We start from the raw sequence: 16817 nt of genomic DNA on the forward strand, positions 1-16817 counted from the left end.
CGGTAATTAACAAGTTCAGGAATTACCTGACTGAATTGAAATCCATTGCTTATGAAATTACATGTAATAGATACAGGCTTTTTTAAACTCGATGGTGGTGCTATGTTTGGCGTAGTACCCAAATCACTTTGGACACGTACCAATGCTGCCGATGAAAACAATATGTGCACTTGGGCCATGCGTTGTCTTTTAATTGAAGATGGAAATCAACTGATTTTGATTGACAATGGCATTGGCAACAAACAAGACGCAAAATTCTTCAGCCATTTCTATCTACATGGAGACGCCAGTTTGGATGGTTCGTTGAAGAAAGCTGGCTTTTCGCCCAATGATATAACCGATATGTTTCAAACCCATTTGCACTTCGACCACTGCGGTGGTGGAGTAGACTATGTGGGAGACAACCTAGATAAGCTGCAACTACATTTCCCAAATGCAAAATATTGGAGCAATGCTGATCATTGGAAATGGGCTACCGAACCTAATGCACGTGAGAAGGCTTCGTTTCTAAAAGAAAACATCCTACCCATTCAAGAAAGCGGACATTTAAATCAAGTGCCTCTCAATGGAAAATCTCCTTTTTCTCAATTCGATATTTTCTTGGCCGATGGTCATACTGACAAACAGATGATTCCTAAAATCAAGTATAAAGACAAAACCATTGTTTTTATGGCAGATCTATTACCATCTACTGGCCATATTCCATTACCTTATGTGATGGGCTACGATACACGTCCGTTACTTACACTTTCTGAAAAAGAAAAGTTTTTAAAAGAAGCAGCCGACAACGAATACATTCTTTTTCTTGAACACGACTCAGTAAATGAATGTTGTACAGTCAAAAATACAGAAAAAGGAGTAAGGCTAGACCGTACCTTCCCATTGTCAGAAGTACTATAACATGAAAACAGGAATTGCTTTATCGGGTGGAGGCGCTCGCGGATTTGCCCACTTTGGCGTATTGCAAGCGCTAGATGAACTTGGTATCGAAATCAATGCGGTTTCGGGCACAAGCGCAGGTTCGATTGCCGGTGCTTTTTACACACATGGCTATACACCAACTGAAGCCCTAGAGCTGATAGCAAAAACCAATCTATTCAAAATTATATGGCCTGCTTTTAGTCTTACAGGGCTTATTAACATGAATAAAAGCGAGGAGGTTTTTAAGAAATTCTTTAAGGAAGACACCTTCGATAATGCCCAAATTCCACTACAAATTGTTGCTACAAACTTGAATGAAGGCCGAAAACATGTGTTTTCTTCTGGGCCTTTGGTAAAAGCTATGATGGCTTCAAGCTGTATTCCCTTTATCTTCGACCCAGTGAGAATAGGAGAGGAAGCATATGTAGATGGTGGAATTGTGAACAATCTACCATCGGAGGTTTTACGAGGTACATGCGATGTCGTGATTGGAGTGAGTGTAGCACCAGTAATTCGTGAAAATGAATTGGGAGGACCAAAGCGAATGATAGAGCGTATTTCTATGGTAAGTATCAATGCGAATGTTTCCGCAAGTAAAGAGCATTGCGATATTCTTATTGAGCCTACTTCGCTAAGAAAATACACGACTTTTGACATGAAAAAGGCACATGAAATTTATAAGATTGGTTACGAATCGACCCATCATTTTTTTGATACACATCAAGACGACCCTTCAGTGATTAAACTCTTATCTAAAGCAAAACAAAAAATTCAACCTTCAACCTTAGCCAAATGATGAAGCTATTTTCAAGATTTTTATTTTGGATTACGGGATGGAAACTCGAAGGGAAGTTTCCTGAGGGAGTAAAGAAAGTAGTAATTACCGCAGCGCCACATACCAGTAATTGGGATTTTGTGTATGCGAGAGCAGCTTTTTATTTACTGGAAGTACCGTTGAATTATACCATTAAAAAGGAATTTATGGTAGGGCCGTTGGGCTGGATGCTGAAGAGCATGGGGGCAATTCCAATTGATCGATCACCCAAAAAGCCAGGAGAAAAACGTCAGAGCACGGTAGACGCTATGGCTGGTTTGTTTCAAAGCCGAGAAGAACTGGCGGTTATGGTAACACCAGAAGGAACCAGAAAATATGTTCCTGAATGGAGAACCGGTTTTTACTATACTGCGATTAAAGGAGGAGTGCCCATTGTGTTGGGATTTTTAGACTATAAGCATAAAATAGCAGGCATTGGCCCAACCATTTATCCTTCAGGAAATGTAGAAGAAGACATTGAAAAGATGCAGGCCTTTTATAGAACGAAAACAGGTAAATACCCAGAGTTAGGTGTAAAATAGAATACTATAGAAATAATGTTTACAGGAATTATAGAAACCACAGGCAGTATTACTAAGGTTGAAAAAGAGGGCACAAACGTGCACTTTTCTGTAGAAAGTAGCCTGAGTGGAGAATTAAAAATTGACCAAAGTGTAGCACACAATGGTGTTTGCCTTACTGTGGTAGAAGTGAAGGACGGTATTCATGTGGTAACCGCCATTGACGAAACCCTTCAAAAGACAAACTTGGTCAACTGGCAAACAGGAACTGTAGTTAATTTAGAGCGTTGTATGGTGGCTAATGGTCGTTTTGATGGTCATGTGGTGCAAGGGCATGTGGATCAAATTGGCACAGTTGCTCAAGTGCAAGAACAAGACGGAAGCTGGCTTTTCGACTTTGAGTACGACCCTAGTTTAGGAAATGTAACTGTAGAAAAAGGTTCTATCTGTGTCAATGGTACAAGTTTGACCTGTTTCAATTCAGAAGAAGGAAGTTTTAGAGCGGCTATTATTCCATATACCTATGAGCATACTTGTTTCCACCAATTGAAGGCGGGTGATAAGGTAAACCTTGAGTTCGATATTATAGGAAAGTATGTAAAGCGCTTATTAGGAAAGTAATGCACTTACAGTTCGAAGTCATTCCACACCTTTTAAAATTTCGTTTCGAAGCAGGCACGAGTAGAGGATCATTTACCAAAAAGGAAACTTGGTTCATTAAGGTTTGGGAAAAGGGAAACCCTGATTGTATTGGTTGGGGAGAAGCCAGTCCGCTAAAAGGTCTGAGCATTGACTATAGCCCTAACTACGAAATCGAACTTCGAACTTTACTAAATACTCTTTCAACATTAGAATTCCCTGAAGAAACAGAGGGGCTGCTTCACTTCATAGCGGCAAATACTCCAACTGAAAAACCATCTGTCCGCTTTGGCTTAGAAACTGCCTTGCTCGATCTTCTTAATGGAGGCAAGCGAATAATTTTTGATACTCCATTTGTACAAGGGAAGACCCGAATTTCAATCAATGGTTTGATTTGGATGGGAGAGAAGGCCTTTATGCAAAAACAGATTGATGAAAAGCTGAAAGCTGGCTTTAATACCATCAAACTGAAGATTGGTGCCATCGACTTTGATACGGAATTGGGTTTATTAGAAAGTATCAGAGAACAATATTCCGCCAATGATATCACATTGAGGGTAGATGCCAACGGAGCCTTTACGGAAACCGATGTAATGGGAAAAATGGAGCAATTGGCTGCTTTGGAGATTCATTCTATCGAGCAACCTATAAAACCTGGGCAATACGAGTTAATGAAAACGCTCTGTGCCGAAAGCCCTTTGGATATTGCTTTGGATGAAGAGCTCATTGGCTTAAATACGAAAGAAGAGAAAAAGGCACTTTTGGAACGCATTCATCCGCAGTATATCATTCTGAAGCCCGCCTTATTGGGGGGAATTCTTTCCTGCCAAGAATGGATTGAAATAGCCGAAAGCCTAAACATTGGTTGGTGGATGACCTCTATGCTCGAAGCAAATATTGGCTTAAATGCCATTGCTCAATTCACAGCTCAATACAATCTCACTTTACCGCAAGGTTTAGGCACAGGTCAACTCTATCACAACAACATTGATTCTCCGCTTGAAATCAGAAAGGGCGAGTTGATTTATAATAAGACGAAGGGTTGGGGAGTAATAGGAGGATAAACTTTATGACCATTAAGAGCTGCAACGCATGCGATAGGAATGGTTTTGAAGGTAGTATATATTGTACATAACAAAATAACAATGACGCTCAGAATAGCTTTTACTCACCCTTGTTTTACCGCAATCAAACGCTGCCAGCAAGCTTAATCGTGAATTCCGTGGTACCTTTGCTTTGGTCGGTAGTAAAGCCGATTTCCCCTTTATGGGCTTGCACAATTTGTTTGACTAAACTAAGACCAACCCCAGAGCCACTGGATTTTGTGGTATAGAAAGGAATGAAAATATTTTCCTGAATTTCCTCAGGAATGCCTCCACCATTATCCGTAATGGAAATCTGAAAACTACCCGACTTTTCCTCCAACGGACTTGACCGTTTTACAACTAGACGGATGATCCCCGTATTGGCTTCCACGGCTTCTTTGGCATTCTTCAGTAGATTGATCAGCGCTTGCTCCATCAAATCCGGGTCGATGTGTAAGGTGAACGTTTCTTTGGGTAGCTCCATATGGAACTGAATATTGCTGTGGACCAGCGTGGGTTTAAAAAGCGAGGCAATGCGCTGGAAATATAGCAGACCTTCAACTGGCTTAACGTGGGGCAAGGGAACACGCGTTAGACTTCTGTAGGCTTCTGTAAAGGTCATGAGTCCACCGCTGCGGTGCTGTATGGCATCGAGGCCTTCTTGTAGAGATTGGAGTTGGGCTTCGGTCAAATCTTGACCCGATGCCCGTGATTGACTTACAAAATGGTTGAGCGTTGAAGACAGTGAGGTGATAGGTGCCACCGAATTCATGATTTCATGGGTCAGCACACGTATCAACTTTTGCCAAGCCAGCATTTCATTATTGTCTAGTTCGGTATGGATATCGTGAATAGAAACCAAGGTGAATTTTATTCCTCTCAATTTGAAGATAGAAACCTTGATAGAAAGCTGAAATTCCCTTCCATGAATAGTCACTTTCAGTAATTCACTTTGCCCACTTTCAAGTTGAAGTATTGAGTCGTAAAGTGTTGAACTAATTGTTTTTATACTGTTTAATGTAATTAGTTCTTCTTTGCCCAATAGTTGCTTGAGTGCTTTATTTGCCAAATGAATTCTTTTCTTTTCATCAAAGGAAAGTACACCAATTTCGAGCTGTTGAACCAATACCGACAAATACTGATATTCGTTGGCTTCGCGCTGTGAGGCCACGATGAATTTTTGGTTTACTAGATTGAAACTATCGTAAAGTAAACCGAAGCTTTTGCCTTTATGATGGGCTGAATACTTTAAAGTGAAGTCGTTGTGGAGAATGGCTTCAAGGAAGTTTTTAGTGTCCCTGTTGGAGCGATTGATGTAATAAAAAAGCTCTATTAGTGCTGATAGGATAAAAATGACAATAAAGAATAATCGAATGTAATTGAGGTCCTCAAAAATGTAGAACAGCAAAAAGCCCAAACCTACCGTGATGAGGAGAAGCCTTACTATGATTTGGAACTGGAAATGTTTAGAGTTCATATTTCTCCATTCTACGGTATAAGGCGCCACGGCTCAGTCCCAATTCTACAGCCGCATTGCTAATGTTTCCTTGGTGTTTTTTGATGCAGGTTTCTATTGCCCATTTTTCTAACTCCTCCAGATTAAAGCTTTCTATTTGCGCATTATCGCTGGTGTTTTGGCTACTTAGGTTGAAGTCCTGAACATGGAGTTGCTTGCCATCACTCATAATTACCGCGCGTTCAATGCTGTGCTGAAGCTCCCTGATATTGCCTGGCCAATCGTATTTTTCAAGTTTGGTAATGACGTAATCAGGTACGAAAAGTCCTTTCTTTCCATATTTGGTTTTATACAAATTGATGAAATGCTCGGCTAAAACGGCAATGTCTTCTTTGCGTTCGCGCAGGGGAGGAAGGTGTATTTCGATGGTATTAATTCGAAACAGTAAATCTTGTCTGAACTCATCTTCATTGACCATTTGTGGTAAGTTGGCATTGGTCGCGCAAATCAAACGGACATCAATTGTCTTGGCATCATTTGACCCAACTGGCACAATTTGCCGGTCTTGAATGACGCGCAACATTTTGGCTTGAAGCGGTTTGATTAGATTGCCGATTTCATCTAAAAACAAAGTGCCTTCATTGGCGGCTTCAAACTTTCCAATGCGGTCTGTTTTAGCATCGGTAAAAGCGCCTTTTTTATGCCCGAAGAGTTCGCTTTCAAAAAGCGTTTCTGTAATAGCACCCATATCAACATTCACAAAAATGGATTTAGAGCGGTTGGAAGCCCTATGAATCGCTCTGGCGACCAATTCCTTTCCAGTTCCGTTTTCACCCGTAATCAGAATATTTGCATCCGTATGGGCTACCTTTTCTATTTGTTGAAAAACCTGTTTGATTTTTTCTGATTCACCAATGATTTCAGTGAAAGGAGCATCGAGCATAGCTTTCAATACGCTTTGCTTAGAGCTTAATTCCTTGACTTTATGGTTTGATTTGTTGAGTTGAAAAGCAGCTGAAACGGTACTGAGTAATTTTTCATTTTGCCAAGGCTTGGTAATGAAATCGAAGGCTCCCAGTTTTATGGCTTCTACAGCCAAATTGATTTCGCCATAAGCCGTAATGAGCACAATAGAAGTTTCTGGTGAAATGGTTTTAATTTGATTGAGGTAATATAAACCGTCATTTCCAGAGCTTTCGCCTGCTTTGAAATTCATGTCCAAAATAACAAGGTCATAATTGTTTTCGACCAATGCCGTTTCAATTTGAAGCGGATTGTTAATACCCCGAACATCGTCATAATGCTGTTCCAATAAAATGCGGATGGAAAGCATCACATAATTGTCATCGTCTACAATTAGAATTCGACCTTTATTTTTCATAACCGCTAAAGCACCAAATTTATACCAAGCTTACAATATGCTGATTCATTTACTTTTAGTAATATGAATGTATTGAAAAGTGCCCAAATTTGGGCACTCCTGTTTTATTGATGGACAATTAGAGTTGATGCAATTAGAGTTAATTAGTTTAATCACTTGATAATCAATTGATTGTGATATTGGTTCGAAATTGGTCACAAGGACATTGTCAAAAACTCATTATATGATTAAGAATTACTTCAAACTCGCTATTCGGAACCTTTGGAAAAATAAACTGATAACAGGCACCAACCTGATTGGCCTTACTTTAGGTATTTCATGCAGTTTGCTTCTATTGCTTTATGTACAGTATGAATACAATATGGATGATTTCATTCCAGAGAAAGAGAACACCTATTTTCTATATGGTATTCAAACGGGAGTGAATTCAAGAAAGGTAGGACTTTCAGCCGAGGGTGACTATAAGGACTTGTCGAATAATTATGCGGGAGTAAAAGAAACCGCTATAATTCGAAATAACCGAAGTGATTTTTATCCTGAAAACAATTCAACAAAGAAGCTCAGTATCGATTATTGGTATGCCAGTAGCAACTTCTTCGAGTTTTTTGGCCTTCCTCTAATTGAAGGAAATGCAGCACAAGTACTGAGCGACCCTTCTTCCATTGTTATTACTGAAAGCACGGCCATTGCGCTGTTTGGTACTTCTAACGCCATTGGGAAAACAGTGAACATGACTGGGACATCTACCGACAAATCATTGGTAGTGAGGGGTATTGCAGCTGATATTAAAAATTCACACATCAAATTTAAAGCGATTGTTCCTTGGGAAATGACTTTCCCTGATGGTTCGCAACCCACAAAAGGCTTAGCCTATTCGCTTTACACTTATATAAAAACTACATCAGGCGCTAGTATTGATGAAATTAGAACTCTGAAGAATGAGAGATTGGCCAAGGCACCTGGCTTTAATGGCGATTTTAGTTATGAATTTCTTCCTGTAACAGATATGTATTTAAAATCTGGAGACATTCAGTTTATGTCTTTCTCTTCAGGAAGTGCTTCGGCCATCCAAACACTCTTATTTATTGCCATTATTATTTTGTTGGTGGCCTGTATCAACTACATCAATTTACAGACTGCAAAAGGAGCGAGACGCTCTTTAGAGGTTGGGGTAAGGAAAGTAATGGGCGCACACCGAGGGCAACTGATCCGTCAGTTCTTAGGCGAAGCCATTCTGATTACGATCATCTCCGCTGTGTTCTCCATTTTGTTGATTGATTTAGGCTTATCGTCTTTTAATCAGCTTACTGGCAAAGAATTTACTACAGCCGCTTTAATGAATGAAGGTCTACTACCTGTTTTATTTGGGATTGTACTTTTTACGGCCTTGTTCTCAGGACTTTACCCAGCTTTGGTGTTGTCCTCTTTCCAGCCTTCTCAGGCACTTAAAGCTTCGGCACGTGAATCTTTGAAAGGAGGAAGGGCGCGTAAAACATTGATGTTCGTACAATTTTTGATTTCGCTGTTTTTAATCGCTGTTACAGTAATCGCCTTTAGACAAAACCAATTTTTACATCAGAAGGACTTAGGTTTTAACAAAGACCAAGTCATTACTTTCAGTGTTTCAACCAAAAACTTAAATAGAAATTATAGGTCGTTCAAAAGTGAAATTGATGCCTACCTGGGCGTTGTGGCTTCATCGGTAAGCACAGATGTACTTGGGAATGGCTATACAAATAACTCTGGACCTATGATGTCCAAAACCAATCCAGATTTGAGTGCAGTAACCACCATTTTTGGAGTTGACTTCGACTTTATAAAAACCTATGATTTGGAGTTGGTGAGCGGCAGAGATTTCGATATACAATCTTCATCAGATTCAAGTGCACTTATTGTAAATCAAGCCTTTGTAAATCAACTTGGGCTAGATAACCCTATGGAAGATGAAGTGACGCTTTATAACCCCAATAACAGGGGAATGAAGATTATTGGCGTGGTAAAAGACTTTCACTTTCAAAAGCTTCATCAGAAAATCAGTCCAGTAGCTTTTAGAATTGCCAACCGAAATTTATGGAACCTATCGGTAAACATGAAGGCCGAAAATATTACAGAAACCCTTTCATTCTTAGAAAGTAAATGGGCCGAATTTGAGCCAGATCAGCCATTTACCTACAGCTTTGTGAACGATGACTTTGCGCGGTTCTATGCCAATGAAAACAGGTTATTAAAGGCGATTAGTTTCTTTTCTATTATCAGCATTGTGCTTACCGCTTTAGGCTTATTCGGAATGGTCACTTTCGTAATTGAGCGCAAATTGAAAGAAATCGGTATTCGTAAAGTGTTGGGGGCTTCGGGCACTAATATCAACTTCATTATTCTCAAGGAGTTTTTGGTTGTGTTGGCTATTGCAGCTTGTATTTCAATTCCTTTGGCACTTGGGGCAGGCAAAGAATGGCTCTCAAATTTTGCTTACACTACCAGTATTGGAGTAATGCCCTTTGTGGTCGCATTGGTTATTTCTCTAGTGATTGTACTGATTACCGTTGGTTTACAGGCCATTAAAGCCGCTAAAGCCAACCCGATAAACGCCTTGAAAAGCGAATAAAAACTTCAAAACAGCAAAAAATGTTCAAGAACTATTTCAAAATAGCCATACGCACCCTTTGGAGAAGTAAAGGCTATGCTTTTATTAATATCCTTGGCTTGGCCATTGGTATCACGGGTGCTACATTGTTGCTGACTTATGTCAATAGCGAACGAAGTTTCGATAAGTTTCATACCAACTATGAACGAATTGTTCGCCCCGTTTTTATTCAAGGAGGTGGAGCTGAAGGTGATCGATATTTTAGCCGGGTACCAGCCATATATGCAAGAACGTTGGTTGATCAACTGCCAGAAGTAGAAGAAGAAGTTACCTTGACAAGGCTTAGTAGCCAATTTAATGCTAACGTGAACAACGTTAATTTTACAGAAACTAATTACTTCATTACCACTTCTGATATATTTTATGTTTTTGATTTTGAATTGCTTCAAGGTAATGAGAAAACGGCTTTGGATGAACCATTCTCCATGGTGGTGACGCAGTCGCAAGCATTGAAGTTCTTTGGTACTGAAGATGTGATGGGTAAAACTATATATGCCTCAAGCTATTTGGGCAACTTCAAAATCACAGGAGTAATGAAAGACCTCCCTCAGAACTCTCATCTTGAAATAGACATTTTATTAGGTCAAGAAACCTTAAATGGTACAAACACCGCTAGCCTCTATGATTCATGGTCTAGATTTTCTTCCAATTCCTATTTACTGCTTAAAAAGAATACAGAGCTAACTACTTTTTCAAGTAAGGCGAACAAAATCGCTAAAGACAACATGCCGAGCGAAGTAGTGGCATCTAGCAGTTTCATGTTTCAACCTTTAGAAGATATCCATTTTCATTCTGCCAATATTGAAGGAGATATAGCAGCCTTTAAAGGAGAAGAAAGTTACAGTGTCATTTTTACAGTCATCGCTATTTTCTTGATTGTTATAGCAGCGGTAAATTATATGAATTTAGCTACCTCAAAGGCCGTATTTAGGGCGAAGGAAATTGGAATTAGAAAAGCAGTAGGGGCAATCAGACAACAACTCATTGCTCAGTTTCTGATTGAATCGTTCATGATTGCCTTTTTTGCACTGGTTATATCGGTGGGTATTACAGACATCTCAATGCCGTTTTTCAATGAACTAACAGGACGTACATTTGAATTTAACTGGAGTACACTTTTGGAGTATTTGCCATTATTGATGGGCATTACTTTAGCCATTGGTTTGCTATCGGGCATATATCCGGCACTTTTTATGACCAAGTTTAAACCTGTTCTAGTGCTGAAAGGTGAAAATGTAACAGGTAGCGCCTTCAATTTGAGAAAAGCATTAGTAGTGTTTCAGTTTGTGCTTTCTACCGTATTCGTAATTTCTACTTTGGTGGTATCAGACCAAATGAATTTTATTCGCGAAAAGGATTTGGGTTTTGATAAAGAGAATCTTTTGGTCATTGATATTAATAATGGTTCAATTCGCCCTGTTTTTAAAACTATGCGTTATGAGTTGGAGCAAATTTCTGGCGTACATGAGGTGGCTGTAGCTTCTAGAATTCCAGGGGAATGGAAGAATATTAACGAAGTAACAGTGAATTCCAATGATCAGTTGGGAGAGGTGAGAGATTCTGTAAAGAGCTATTACATGAGTTTTGACCCCAACATGCTCTCCACCTTTAATATAAAGTTGAAATCAGGTGAATTTTTTAGTGGGAATGACCAAAGCGACAGCACAAAGGTTGTGATCAATGAAACGGCAGCCAAAAAATTTGGTCTTGAAAACCCAGTAGGCACTGTAGTACAGATTAGTGGAAATAACACGGCAAACTATACAATTATTGGAGTCCTTGAAGATTTCAATTTTCAGTCGCTACATACGAGCCTATCTCCCTTAGTAATTGGTGCATGGAACAATCCTAATGCGATCATTGATTACTTTATATTGAAAATATCGGGAGACCCCAAGTCGATTGTCGATGCCGCTGGTTTAGTCCATTCAAAATTTGACACTCGAACTGTAATGGATTACCATTTCCTTGATAATCAACTAGAAACCTTTTACGAAACAGAAAGAGAAGCCAATGTGATTTTTAAGGTAGGTGCTAGTTTGAGTATTTTCATTGCCTGTTTAGGCCTTTTTGGCTTGGCCTCTTTTACAGTTCAAAAACGAATAAAGGAATTGGGAATCAGGAAAATACTTGGCTCAAGTCAGTGGGGGATTTTCCTTTTGTTGTCAAGTTCATTCGCAAAGCAAATACTGCTTTCTTTTATAATAGCTGTGCCAATTGCCTATTATATTATGAACAATTGGCTCCAAAATTTTGAGTATAGAGTAGGTATTGGAGTAGGCTCTTTTCTGCTTGCCGGATTTTTTACTTTTCTAGTTTCTATGCTCACGGTAAGCTATAGAACTGTAAAAGCCGTCAACTCAAACCCAATACATTCTCTTAGAACTGAATAAACTCAAAAGCAATACGCCATGCTCAAGAACTATTTTAAAATAGCCTTTCGTACTCTAGTTAGAAACAAGGGCTATGCCTTTATCAATATTCTGGGTTTAGCAATCGGTATTACTGGAGCTACATTACTACTGACCTATGTTCAAGACGAAAACTCGTTTGATAGATTTCATTCAAAATCAGATCGTATTGTTAGAACAGTATTGACTTATCATCACTTAGATGGAGAACGATTTTATGGTGAAAACCAGCCTGTACTGGCCAAAACGCTTGTAGATGAACTACCAGAAGTAGAAGATGCGACTACGCTTCAAAAGATTGGAAACTTTATTGATTTTGAGGTTGATGGGGTAAGGTTTGCAGAGGACAGCTACTTTATGGTGGGTTCAGATTTCTTGAGGGTATTCGATTTTAATTTACTTCAAGGCAACAAAACACAGGTACTAAGCAAACCTAACTCTGTTGTGTTAACAGAAAGAATGGCGAACAGGCTTTTTGGTAAATCGGATGTGGTTGGCCAAACAGTGACAATTGCCTATGTAGGGGAATGTACAATTACCGGTATTGCGGAAAACACGCCCATGAATTCCCACTTGCAATTTGATATGCTGATTTCTCCATTGATTGGAGATGAAGAATGGTGGGAGCCAGACCAAAAGGACTGGAGTAGTTTCAGTGGAGCGAGTTACTTTGTGTTGGCTCCAAATACTGATTTGAACAGCTTCACAGAAAAAGTAAATAAGCTTGCTGGTGAGCGCATGGGTAAAAAATTGGACGATGTTTATGACTATAGTTTTCAACCGTTACATAATATTCATTTCGGTTCTAAGAGTATAGAAAAAGGATTAGAAGCGAGTAAAGGAGATAAAAGCTACATTATCATTTTTAGGTTTATTGCTATTTTCCTTTTGCTCATAGCATCGGTCAATTATATGAATTTGGCTACTTCTAAAGCAGTTTTTAGGGCGAAAGAAATTGGTATACGTAAGGTGGTTGGAGCAGCGAAAAAGCAATTGATTGCTCAATTTTTAGTTGAGTCAATTTTGATTGCTCTACTGGCTTTGTTGATTTCCATTGAGATGATGGATATTACCATGCCGTTTTTCAACCAGCTTACGGGTAAAGAGTTTGAGTTTAGCTGGGCCACTTTAGGTGACTACTTGCCAATGCTCATGACTATTTCTGTTTTAATAGGGTTGGTGTCAGGCATTTATCCTTCATTCTTTATTCTTCGATACATGCCCGTAGAAGCACTAAAAGGTGAGAATAAAGGAGATTCTTTCTCACTCAGAAAAGCTCTAGTCATTTTTCAATTCATCATTTCCATTGTCTTAATCATAACAACATTAGTTGTTCAAAATCAGATGAGTTTCATTCAAGAGAAGGATTTAGGCTTTAATGATGAAAACCTGCTTGTTATCGATATCAGTGGTGGAGAAGTAAGAGAAAAATTCAAAACAATGAGGTCTGAATTTTCAAGAATACCTGGGGTGCAAAGCGTAGGAGTTTCTACAAGAGTACCCGGTGAATGGAAAACTATATTTGAAGTACAGGCTAGTTTTTTAGATAATAAAGGCTCAACAGGAGATTCTTCTACAGTGTATTACATGGGTTTTGATTATGGAATGAAAGAAACCTTTGGCTTTAGAGTTAAAGAAGGGGCATATTTTTCAGGAAACGATCAGGCAGATTCTTTGAAGGTATTGATTAATGAAGAGGCTGTAAAGGCGTTTGCTCTTACAAACCCAGTAGGAACTATGATCAATCTAAAAGATAGAGGAATGCGTGTTCCTGTTCAGGTTATTGGAGTTCTCGAAAATTTCAACTTCAAATCAATTCATAATAAAGTAGAGCCCATCATCATAGGGGCTTGGAATAACCCTTCAGGCTTGGTCGACTATTTCACACTTAAGGTTACAGGTAATTTGGCCAATGTGATTGAAAAGGCTACCCTAATTCATGAAAAATTTGACAAAGAAACTGCCATTGAATATCATTTATTAGAGAATCAGAGAGCGGCTTTTTACAAAAAGGAGTCACAGGCGAATGCGATTTTCAAACTAGGAGCAGGCTTGAGTGTTTTCGTTGCTTGCTTAGGTCTGTTCGGTCTGACTTCGTTTTCGGTTCAAAAAAGAATTAAGGAAATAGGAATAAGAAAAGTGTTAGGAGCCAGCCATTGGAGTCTGTTTTATATGCTCTCTACATCCTTTATTAGGCAAGTTATGCTAGCCTTTTTAATTGCTAGCCCCATAGCCTATATACTAATGAACAATTGGTTGCAGAAATTTGCCTATAGAATAGATGTTGGTTTAGGAGTATTTCTAACGGCAGGTTTGGCAGCAATTATTGTCGCCTTAATTACTGTGAGTTATAGGTCGGTCATAGCCGCTAACTCTAATCCAGTTAAAGCATTAAAAAGCGAATAAAGTAAACTCAAAAACAACACACCATGCTCAAAAACTATTTTAAAATTGCCTTTCGTACCCTTGCCAGAAGTAAGGGCTACGCCTTTATCAATATCCTTGGCTTGGCCATTGGTATTACAGGAGCCACACTTTTGCTAACCTATGTAAAAGATGAAACTTCCTTTGATCAGTTCCACAGTAAAGCAGATGATATTGCACGCATTATTGTTGTGGATAAAACAGGAGAAGCACCAAGAAAATTTGCATCAAATGCAGCGATTTTTGCATCAACTTTGGTGGAAGAATTGCCAGAGGTAACCAACGCCACCACCTTGTTTATGCGAGGTGGTCATATGAATTTTACGATTGATGGAGTTCGATTTGCCCAACGGAACTACTTCATCACCGACCCTTCGTTTTTCGAAGTTTTCGATTTTGAATTTTTAGATGGGAATAGAGCTACGGCATTGGCTGAGCCCAATTCAGTTGTTCTAAGTGAAAATGAAGCCATTCGCTATTTCGGAAAAACGGATGTACTTGGTGAAATCATTACTTCGCCATTTGCAGGAGACTTTAAAGTAACAGGCATTTCAAAAAACACTCCTGCCAACTCACACATTAAGTTTGACGTGCTGATTTCACAAAATTATTCTGACCCTCAATGGCAGCAGATGCTCACCAGTTGGGAGCAAATCGGGCCTACATCGTATTTGGTTTTGGCCAAAGGAGCAAACATTGCCGATGTACAAAGCAAAGCAGAAGCGCTAGCGAATGAGAAAATGGGAGTGCCTTTTGCTGATATGGTTGATTTTGAATTGCAATCGCTGTCTGATATCCATTTCGAATCGGCTAATATTGAGCAAAGCATAGCGCAGACGAGTGGCGACAAAAGTTATATCTTTATTTTCATTTCTATTGCTGTATTCTTGGTGGTCATCGCTTCGGTTAATTATATGAACTTGGCTACTTCTAGGGCTGTTTTTAGAGCCAAAGAAATTGGAATTAGAAAAGTAGTAGGAGCCGTTAAAAAGCAGTTGGTCACTCAGTTTTTAATGGAATCGTTATTGATTACTACACTCTCGCTCATCATTTCAATCGGCCTTACCGATTTGAGCATGCCTTTCTTCAATCAGCTTACACAAAAGAATTTTGATTTTAGCTGGGCTACTTTAGGGGAATACTTGCCGATGTTACTTGGACTTACCGCTGTTATTGCTTTGCTCTCTGGGGTTTATCCTTCCTTTTTTATGACCCGCTTTAAAACAGTGGATGTATTGAAGGGAGAACGTAAAGCGAACAGCCCTTTTGCTCTGCGTAAAGTTTTAGTAATTGCTCAGTTTGCCCTCTCCATTATTATGATCATCTCTACCATTGTGGTGACGCAACAAATGAACTATATCAATGACAAGAATCTCGGTTTTCAGGATAATAACTTGGTCGTGATTGATATTAACAACGGGAATGTTAGGGCAAACTTTAAAGCCATGCGTACTGAATTGGCCAATGTGACAGGAGTGGAATCGGTTTCAGTTTCAACTCGCGTACCTGGCGAATGGAAAACCATTAATGAAGTTACCGCTGTTACAAACAATGTAAATCAACAAACACGCGATTCGGTGGATGTTTTTTACATGGGCTTTGATGAAAACCTAATTGAAACTTTTGGCTTTAGGTTAAAAGATGGGGTGAGTTTTACGGGTGTTGATGCTACAGACAGTACTAAAATATTGCTCAATGAGACAGCTGTAGCCACTTTTGGTTTAGAGAATCCAATAGGGGAAACCATAGAATTGACTTCGCGAGGTAGGAGCCTTCGTGTTCAGGTAATTGGTGTGGTAGAAGATTTTAACTTTCAATCGCTTCACACTAAAGTGGCACCAATTGTTTTGGGTTACTGGAATAACCCAGCAGCTACTATAGATTACTTTACGGTAAAAGCTTCGGGCAATATGGCGAATGTGGTGGCTGGCCTCACAGAGGTGCATAATAAGTTCGATCAAGCTACGGCTATGGAGTCACACTTTTTAGACAGTCAGTTGGCCAACTTTTACCAAGCAGAGCAGCAGGCCAGTGTAATTTACAAGGTAGGGGCTGGACTCAGTATTTTCGTGGCTTGTTTGGGGCTATTTGGTTTGGCTTCGTTCACCGTTGAAAAACGAATCAAGGAATTGGGGATCAGAAAAGTGTTAGGTGCAAGTCAGTTGAGCTTGTTCTATTTACTTTCATCCACCTTCGCGAAGCAAGTATTCTTGGCTTTTATCATTGCCAGCCCCTTTGCTTTTTGGATCATGAAAAATTGGTTGAATGGATTCGTCTATCATGTAAACATCAGTCCAATCGCGTTTATCGTTGCGGGATTAATGACCATGGTGATTGCCTTACTGACAGTGAGTTATAGATCAATTTTGGCCACCAGATCCAATCCAGTAGATGCACTAAGAAGCGAGTAATAGCGACCCTATATATCAAATCAGGCCTTTAATGGAATTCATTAAAGGCCTGATTTTTTAAGGTCACTTAGGTCGCTGGAAGTTTCTTTCCCTGAGTTTACGAAGGGTCT

Annotated in this window: 11 protein-coding genes; 9 read left to right on the plus strand and 2 right to left on the minus strand. The window is 39.4% G+C overall.

Features of this window, described 5'->3' with window-relative positions:
• The first annotated feature begins 51 nt into the window (after nucleotides 1–51).
• The 5 genes from AAC026_RS14135 to AAC026_RS14155 are packed head-to-tail and all read left to right on the plus strand — an operon-like array spanning nucleotide 52 to nucleotide 3959.
• Nucleotides 52–900, plus strand: a complete 849-nt coding sequence (locus tag AAC026_RS14135; RefSeq protein ID WP_339699208.1) for an MBL fold metallo-hydrolase — start codon at nucleotides 52–54, stop codon at nucleotides 898–900.
• Nucleotide 901: 1 nt separating this feature from the next.
• Entirely contained in the window at nucleotides 902–1717 is an 816-nt protein-coding gene (locus AAC026_RS14140) for a patatin-like phospholipase family protein (protein WP_339608283.1), read from the plus strand.
• Nucleotides 1714–2277: a lysophospholipid acyltransferase family protein gene (locus AAC026_RS14145; protein WP_339699211.1), complete on the plus strand. Its 564-nt coding sequence runs from the start codon at nucleotides 1714–1716 to the stop codon at nucleotides 2275–2277. Before AAC026_RS14140 ends, AAC026_RS14145 begins: the two co-directional genes overlap by 4 nt.
• 15 nt (nucleotides 2278–2292) lie before the next feature.
• Entirely contained in the window at nucleotides 2293–2877 is a 585-nt protein-coding gene (locus tag AAC026_RS14150; RefSeq protein ID WP_339699214.1) for a riboflavin synthase, read from the plus strand.
• Nucleotides 2877–3959 carry an o-succinylbenzoate synthase gene (locus AAC026_RS14155; RefSeq protein ID WP_339699217.1) on the plus strand — a complete coding sequence of 361 codons (1083 nt, stop codon included), beginning with the start codon at nucleotides 2877–2879 and terminating at the stop codon, nucleotides 3957–3959. Before AAC026_RS14150 ends, AAC026_RS14155 begins: the two co-directional genes overlap by 1 nt.
• A 124-nt stretch (nucleotides 3960–4083) precedes the next feature.
• Here the strand turns inward: AAC026_RS14155 and AAC026_RS14160 are convergent, their stop codons facing one another.
• Together AAC026_RS14160 and AAC026_RS14165 are read right to left on the minus strand one after the other, a co-directional pair.
• Nucleotides 4084–5457 carry an ATP-binding protein gene (locus AAC026_RS14160; RefSeq protein ID WP_339699220.1) on the minus strand — a complete coding sequence of 458 codons (1374 nt, stop codon included), beginning with the start codon at nucleotides 5455–5457 and terminating at the stop codon, nucleotides 4084–4086.
• Nucleotides 5447–6817: a sigma-54 dependent transcriptional regulator gene (locus AAC026_RS14165; protein WP_339699222.1), complete on the minus strand. Its 1371-nt coding sequence runs from the start codon at nucleotides 6815–6817 to the stop codon at nucleotides 5447–5449. Before AAC026_RS14165 ends, AAC026_RS14160 begins: the two co-directional genes overlap by 11 nt.
• Before the next feature lie 223 nt (nucleotides 6818–7040).
• On the opposite strand from AAC026_RS14165, the gene AAC026_RS14170 reads away from it, so the two are divergent.
• From AAC026_RS14170 to AAC026_RS14185, 4 genes are read left to right on the plus strand one after another with little or no spacing between them, the layout of a single operon-like run.
• Nucleotides 7041–9422: an ABC transporter permease gene (locus AAC026_RS14170; protein ID WP_339699225.1), complete on the plus strand. Its 2382-nt coding sequence runs from the start codon at nucleotides 7041–7043 to the stop codon at nucleotides 9420–9422.
• Nucleotides 9423–9442: 20 nt separating this feature from the next.
• Nucleotides 9443–11854, plus strand: a complete 2412-nt coding sequence (locus AAC026_RS14175) for an ABC transporter permease (RefSeq protein ID WP_339699228.1) — start codon at nucleotides 9443–9445, stop codon at nucleotides 11852–11854.
• Between the two features lie 18 nt (nucleotides 11855–11872).
• Nucleotides 11873–14278, plus strand: coding sequence for an ABC transporter permease (locus AAC026_RS14180; protein ID WP_339699232.1), 2406 nt, complete (start codon nucleotides 11873–11875; stop codon nucleotides 14276–14278).
• Nucleotides 14279–14301: 23 nt separating this feature from the next.
• Nucleotides 14302–16707: an ABC transporter permease gene (locus tag AAC026_RS14185; RefSeq protein ID WP_339699235.1), complete on the plus strand. Its 2406-nt coding sequence runs from the start codon at nucleotides 14302–14304 to the stop codon at nucleotides 16705–16707.
• Nucleotides 16708–16817 lie beyond the last annotated feature (110 nt).

The sequence above is a fragment of the uncultured Roseivirga sp. genome, from assembly GCF_963973945.1.
GTDB lineage: Bacteria > Bacteroidota > Bacteroidia > Cytophagales > Cyclobacteriaceae > Roseivirga.

Bases quoted from the DNA above. Each gene is read 5' to 3' on its own strand.
- AAC026_RS14135 (WP_339699208.1), top strand. From the start codon at position 52: ATGAAATTACATGTAATAGATACAGGCTTTTTTAAACTCGATGGTGGT.
- AAC026_RS14140 (WP_339608283.1), top strand. From the start codon at position 902: ATGAAAACAGGAATTGCTTTATCGGGTGGAGGCGCTCGCGGATTTGCC.
- AAC026_RS14145 (WP_339699211.1), top strand. From the start codon at position 1,714: ATGATGAAGCTATTTTCAAGATTTTTATTTTGGATTACGGGATGGAAA.
- AAC026_RS14150 (WP_339699214.1), top strand. From the start codon at position 2,293: ATGTTTACAGGAATTATAGAAACCACAGGCAGTATTACTAAGGTTGAA.
- AAC026_RS14155 (WP_339699217.1), top strand. From the start codon at position 2,877: ATGCACTTACAGTTCGAAGTCATTCCACACCTTTTAAAATTTCGTTTC.
- AAC026_RS14160 (WP_339699220.1), bottom strand. From the start codon at position 5,457: ATGAACTCTAAACATTTCCAGTTCCAAATCATAGTAAGGCTTCTCCTC.
- AAC026_RS14165 (WP_339699222.1), bottom strand. From the start codon at position 6,817: ATGAAAAATAAAGGTCGAATTCTAATTGTAGACGATGACAATTATGTG.
- AAC026_RS14170 (WP_339699225.1), top strand. From the start codon at position 7,041: ATGATTAAGAATTACTTCAAACTCGCTATTCGGAACCTTTGGAAAAAT.
- AAC026_RS14175 (WP_339699228.1), top strand. From the start codon at position 9,443: ATGTTCAAGAACTATTTCAAAATAGCCATACGCACCCTTTGGAGAAGT.
- AAC026_RS14180 (WP_339699232.1), top strand. From the start codon at position 11,873: ATGCTCAAGAACTATTTTAAAATAGCCTTTCGTACTCTAGTTAGAAAC.
- AAC026_RS14185 (WP_339699235.1), top strand. From the start codon at position 14,302: ATGCTCAAAAACTATTTTAAAATTGCCTTTCGTACCCTTGCCAGAAGT.